Origin of the sequence: Mesorhizobium sp. M5C.F.Ca.IN.020.29.1.1, from assembly GCF_003997375.1 — a bacterium.
Classification (GTDB): domain Bacteria; phylum Pseudomonadota; class Alphaproteobacteria; order Rhizobiales; family Rhizobiaceae; genus Mesorhizobium; species Mesorhizobium wenxiniae.
On the sequence record NZ_RZSW01000410.1, the window covers coordinates 1 to 5,806 of the forward strand.

5 protein-coding genes and 2 pseudogenes are annotated in these 5,806 nt (G+C 61.3%); 3 read left to right on the forward strand and 4 right to left on the reverse strand.

Going from position 1 to position 5,806, the window contains the following annotated elements; translation table 11 throughout:
- Window positions 1-133 precede the first annotated feature (133 nt).
- The 3 genes and pseudogenes from EOA85_RS25620 to EOA85_RS25630 form a co-directional block, all read left to right on the forward strand.
- A pseudogene (locus EOA85_RS25620) lies at window positions 134-706 on the forward strand (transposase); the annotation flags it as partial.
- Window positions 703-933 carry a hypothetical protein gene (locus tag EOA85_RS25625; RefSeq protein ID WP_127211627.1) on the forward strand — a complete coding sequence of 77 codons (231 nt, stop codon included), beginning with the start codon at window positions 703-705 and terminating at the stop codon, window positions 931-933. The pseudogene EOA85_RS25620 and the gene EOA85_RS25625, both read left to right, overlap by 4 nt.
- 386 nt (window positions 934-1,319) lie before the next feature.
- On the forward strand, window positions 1,320-2,648 hold the full coding sequence (locus tag EOA85_RS25630; protein ID WP_245486002.1) for a KamA family radical SAM protein: 1,329 nt from the start codon (window positions 1,320-1,322) through the stop codon (window positions 2,646-2,648).
- Between the two features lie 183 nt (window positions 2,649-2,831).
- Here EOA85_RS25630 and EOA85_RS25635 read toward each other — a convergent pair.
- From EOA85_RS25635 to EOA85_RS25650, 4 genes and pseudogenes are all read right to left on the reverse strand, one after another.
- Window positions 2,832-3,129: pseudogene (locus tag EOA85_RS25635) on the reverse strand (transposase); the annotation flags it as partial.
- Between the two features lie 248 nt (window positions 3,130-3,377).
- Window positions 3,378-4,700, reverse strand: a complete 1,323-nt coding sequence (locus tag EOA85_RS25640; RefSeq protein WP_127211628.1) for an aspartate aminotransferase family protein — start codon at window positions 4,698-4,700, stop codon at window positions 3,378-3,380.
- A gap of 1 nt (window position 4,701) precedes the next feature.
- Window positions 4,702-5,586: a MurR/RpiR family transcriptional regulator gene (locus tag EOA85_RS25645; protein ID WP_127211629.1), complete on the reverse strand. Its 885-nt coding sequence runs from the start codon at window positions 5,584-5,586 to the stop codon at window positions 4,702-4,704.
- A 17-nt stretch (window positions 5,587-5,603) separates the two neighbouring features.
- Window positions 5,604-5,806: MlrC C-terminal domain-containing protein (locus EOA85_RS25650; protein ID WP_206523363.1), on the reverse strand; the 203-nt coding region annotated here is incomplete at its 5' end.

The following is a 5,806-nucleotide window of genomic DNA, read 5'->3' on the forward strand; positions in this document are numbered from 1 at the left end:
CGGGACGGACTATCGACGCCGGAGCGAAAGCCGCCAGTTCCGGGACGCGTCCCGGAACTGGCGGCAGCAGCGACAACTAGGGAATTTTCGATGCCCACAATCAGGGAATATTCATTGCCCGATGACAGAAGCCGGCCGTCTCGCCTTTTTCGGTGATCTCGCGGGTCTTACGGACCGGTCCGCCTTCGACGCCGCGCTTGCGCCCCTGCGCAAGGCCGAGTGGATTGTCTACGCAAAGCGCCCGTTCGCAGGGCCCGCGGCGGTACTCGCCTACCTTGCTCGCTATACCCACCGCGTCGCCATCTCCAACAGCCGGCTCGTCAGCCTCGACAGCAAGGGCGTCACCTTCCGTTGGAAGGACTATCGCGCCAGGCCAGGCCAGGCCTTCATCAAGACCATAACCCTGGCGGCGGGCGAGTTCATTCGGCGCTTCCTGCTCCACGTCCTGCCCGACGGCTTCCACCGCATCCGCCATTACGGCCTGTTCGCCAGCGCCGCGCGGGCAACCAACATCGCCAGGCTGCGCACCCTGATCAGCGAGACGAACGAGCAGGACGAACCCGCAGCCGAGATCGGAGAAGACGCCTCGGCCGACGTACCCCGCTGCCCGTGCTGCGGCGGCCGCATGATCATCATCGAGTTCTTCGCCCGCGGTGAGGAACCACGCACCTGGTCTCCCGGCACCATCAGGATCGACACCTCATGATCGCCGTGCCGAAAGCCGCCTGCCGTTTCTCCCGCGCCGATCCGGTCGCCACCAACGCGGGCACCTCAGTTATGCTGCGCGCACTCGGTGTCAGCGCCGGCCCATGGCAAATCGACCATCGCCGGCAGCCAAATGAACCTTCTGACGCCGGCGGGGCGAGCAATCATCGCCGCCCGCATCAGTCGCATCACCGTCCGCAACCCCGCACGACCGACAAATCGCCATAGCGTCCCGCGAACCAACCATCGCCGGATCGGCGTCCCGCGGTTTCCTTGCCTGGAGGCTTTCCGACGCCGGCCCCGTGCCAGAGAACACGCAGCTGCTTGGGCCGGCATCCGAAACCTACACAAAAGCGGACAAATGATGTGCTACAAAAACCGGACATCTTGATTAGCTACCGACAGAAGCGGATGGCCGGCTTTCGTCGCCGCCCGCCCGCGGCGAATAGCATCCCTTCGGGGGCGACGGGGAATTCTGCGTTGGTCAACGCCTTCTCGCTGTCGCATGTCCAACAGGCAGGTAGCGTTATGGTTCTTGTAAACAGATCGTTCTGCTTTGGCACGATTCATGCGCCGATATCGGCAAATGCGTCATCGACTGGGGAGAATCCTCTATGACCACGCTCACCGACTGTGCTGTTGCCGCTGTCCAAAACGAAGTTCCGATCAGCCGCATTGCGCGTGAGATGAGATCCGAATTCTCAGACGCTGCATGGCAAGAGCGTCATGCAGTTACTCGCGTTGACCAGTTGCGCGAATGGATGGGGGTCGGCGGCGACGGTCACCTGATGCGAGACATTGAGCTCGGACTTGCGCGCGCGCCGATGGCGATGCGGATCACGCCTTATGTGCTGCAATTGATCGATTGGTCGAACTTCCTGCAAGACCCAATCCGCAAGCAATTTATTCCCCTTGGGAGCGAAATTCTTCCATCTCACCCGTTGCTAAAAATGGATTCGTTACATGAACGAGAAAGTTCACCCGTAGATGGGCTGGTGCATCGATATCAGGACAAGGCACTTTTACTCGCAACGGATCGCTGCCCGGTCTATTGTCGTTTTTGCACCCGCAGTTACAGCGTGGGTCTAGACACGCAATCGGTCTCGAAGAAAAGGGCGTCGCCATTCCAGAGCCGATGGGATGCTATCCTGGCATATCTCCGCGCGACCCCCGTCATCGTTGATGTGGTGGTGTCGGGAGGAGATTGCTGTCGCCTCAAACCTTCCCGACTTTTCGCGGTCGGCATAGGCCTTCTGTCCATCCCCTCAATTCGCCGCATCCGATTCGCGACGAAAGGCCTCGCTGTACTGCCTATGAAAGTCACAAGCGATCATGAATGGACTGATGCTCTTGTCAACATCAGCGATGCTGGCCGGAATCAGGGCGTAGAGATTTCATTTCACACCCACTTCAACCATCCTCGAGAAATCACCGACTACACGATTGCGGCTGCAGAGCTTCTTTTCAAGCGGGGAATAAGGATGCGCAATCAATCGGTTCTGATGGCTGGCGTCAATGACGATCCCGAGATTATGAAACAGCTCGTCAAAAAACTCTCAGACCTACATATCCAGCCGTACTACGTGTATACTTGTGATCTTGTCGACGGAATTGAGCACATGCGGTGCTCGGTAGGGCTAGCATGTCAGATAGAAAAGGCCTTACGCGGAATCACGGCTGGGTATAACACACCATTGTTCGTTGTCGATGCGCCGGGAGGCGGTGGAAAGCGCGACATCCACAGCTTCGAGTATTATGACAGACAAACAGGGATTGCTATCTACCGGGCTCCATCTGTCCGGCCGGACCACCTGTTCACATATCCCGATCCTTTGCAGTCTCTCTCTCCAGATGCGCAGGCAGCATGGCTAGACCCTCATCGTGCCAAACGCATACTGAGCGATGCGGTTGAGGCCGCCCGAGCAAAATCGATGGCGGTTTGAATGACCGAACCATGTGGCGTGTGGTGCTCAATAAGCCTTCGCGGACCGAAGACGACACAGTGGGCTTCCGCGATCTAGGTGCTGCTTCAGACTGTGGCCAGCCTGATTTGAGACCTTTCTGTCGCGGCGGCCGACGTTTGCTTTAATCGCGGCGGCCAAGAAGGGCGTGCGGCGTGTTGACGCCAGGGAGCGGCGGATCAGATGCACGACGCAGGTTTGCACGACCGTTTGCGGGAAAACGGCTTTGATCGCTTCTGGAAAGTCCTTCAGGCCGTCGAAGACGGCGATTAGTGTCGGCGACACCTTAGTTCTTCAACTCGTTTATGACGCGCAGCCAGAATTTGGCGCTTTCCGACTGCTCAATCTAGATAGCCAATCTCCCTTGCCGCCGTCGGGCACGATGCCGAGCGCAATGTAGCTCGCCTTGATGCGGACGAAGCCCTGGTCGCGGGACCTTGACCCGAATGGCGTCGAAGAAGACCCTAGTCTAGGAGCTATTGTGCGTAGGTCCGTGTCGCCGCTTGCGCGGCTTCACGTTCAGTCTTCCGACGACGTTCAGCCACCGCCGGCCTTGTCGTTACCGCTGTGGCAACCCAGCGTCGGACCGTTCTTGCGGCGCTTCAACCCCAAAAAGTGAGGTGGTGCAGGCCGTTCATGAGCTGCTTAAGATTCGCTGCGGGTCAGATCATCTTGTCAGCATCAGACGAGAGCGGACCCCAAGAGGCCCTATCAGCCAAGTGCTGCGTCAATGGCCTCCGTGAGGACATCCGCGATCTCGCTCACCTCCTGCGCATCGATTGAATAGGCGGGAGCAAGCAGCACGTGGTCGCCACGCAGGCCGTCGACAGTTCCGCTTCCCGCATAGACAAGCAGCCCGCGCGCCTTCGCTTGGGCCCCAATCCGGGCCGCGAGCCGCATTTCAGGATCGAACGACGCTCTTTTCTCGCGGTCGGCGACGAGTTCGACGGCATAGAGCAGGCCACGTCCCCGGATGTCTCCGACATGGGGATGCTGTGACAGGCGATCCCGCAGCGCGACGTCGAGCAGTGCTCCCTGCCTCACCACCCGTTCCGCCAACCTGTCCTCGACGATCACCCTCTGGACCTCGAGCGCGGCGGCGCAAGCCACGGGATGGGCCATGTAGGTATGGCCATGGGTGAAAGCGCCAGAGCCTTGGGCAAAGCTATCATGCACCTCAGCCCGGCAGACGACCGCGCCGATCGGCAAATAACCGCCCCCGAGCCCCTTTGCGAGCGTGACGATATCGGGTGAAACGCCTTCGGCCGAGCAGGCGAGGAAGGGGCCGGTGCGATGAGCGCCACACATCACCTCGTCACAGATCAGCAGCACGCCGTACCGGTCGCAGATCTCGCTGATGCGCTGGAAATAGCCGGTAGCCGGGACGACTGCGCCGGACGTTGCACCCACCACAGTTTCCGCAAGGAAAGCGGCGACGTTCTCCGGGCCAAGCCGTAGAATCTCTGCCTCCAGCGCCTCCGCTGCACGAAGTCCGTAGGCCACCGGCGTCTCTCCCGGCTCGGCATAATGGTAGGAAAAGCAGGGCGCGATTTGCGTTCTTTCCTGCAGCATCGGCGCATATGGCGCACGCCGGGTCTCGCTGCCGGATCGGGCTAGGGCGCCGAGCGTATTGCCGTGGTAGCTCTGGCGACGCGAGATCACGACGTGGCGGCTCGGCTGCCTCCGTTCAATCTGGCACTGCCTCGCCATCTTGATCGCAGCCTCAACCGCCTCGGAGCCTGATCCGACGAAATAGACCCGCGCCATACCTTGACCCGCCGCCGCGCAGATGTGGGCGGCGAGTTCCTCCGCCGATGGGCTAGTGAAGGCGCCGCTGTGGGCATAGTCGAGCCGTGCGATCTGCCCGGCGACCGCGGCGACGACGCGTGGGTCACCATGCCCGATACAGCTTACAGCGGCACCGCCCGACGCATCGAGGTAGCGGCGGCCGTTGATATCGATGATATAGTGCCCGTCTGCCGCGACAGCCATTGGAGGAACGGAAAGGGCGGAACGATGAAATACATGGCTCATGCTAATTTGCTTTTCTGCGATTGTTCGTCTGGCTGTAGGTCCCGCTGGCGTAGTAGGCATCCTCGATCCGTCGGATGCGCCGAGTGGCGCTGTCTCCGAGATGGGTTAGGACCGCAATGGCGAGACACTCGACCAACGCATGGGCCGCCGTAAGCGACGGGAAGAAAGACGGCCCCTCAACCGGGAAGATCAGAGCCTCCCGGGCGACCCGGGTCACCTGGGTTGCTCGGCTGTCCGAGAGACAGACAAGCTTGGCGCCGCTTTCTCTGACAGCGCGGGCGACCCCGTCAATTTCCCGGCCATAGGGCTGGAAGTTGATCGTTAGCACCGCATCCTCCGGCCGAAGCAGCGCGAGATCCGCCGCCAGCGGAGACCCCTCGCCGCCGAGCAAGAAGACGTTGTCCCGCAGCAACCGACAGAGATAGGCGAACGTCATGCCCGGCCCGCGGCAGCTCATGAACGCGGAGATGAAGACGCGGTCGGCTTCGGCGAGGATCGCTGCGGATCGCTTGAACGCCTCCGGCGGATTGACACCGGCGGCATGATCGAGATTCGCCCGTTGCGCGGCGAAGCCCTCCTGCAGTAGCGCCGCCAGGCCGGAACCGTCAAGTGCGCGGCTCGCCCGCTCGGCATAGGCGTCGGGAGCCGACCGGAGCTGGCGCGCGTAAACGGCTCGGAAATCGGCCCAACCATCGAACTTCAGCGTCTGGGCAAGGCGAAGCAGCGTGGCCGGAGCAACTGACGCGCGGGAGGCAAGGTCGCGCATCGAATGCACCAGGACCTCGTCAGGGTGATCCGCGATGTGGCGGGCTGCCAGCGCGAGTTGCCGCGGCATGTCGGGAAGCATTTCCAGAATCAGTGCCTGAAGTTCCTGAACGGTCATCATGTCTCCTGCCCCCGGACTCAGCTCGGAAGGCGAAGCCGCTCGGGCGGTATTCGCCGAAAGGGCAGCTTCGTTGCCTCCGCCATCGCCGGGCCGGGCGTTTCCACTTGGACGAAGGCTTCGAACAGCTTGCCGAACGAGGCACGGAAGTGGTTCTTCGCCTTGACCAAAAGCACCGGAATTCGCTCGGGGTCGATGCCGTGCAGGTGGAAATACTGCCGAT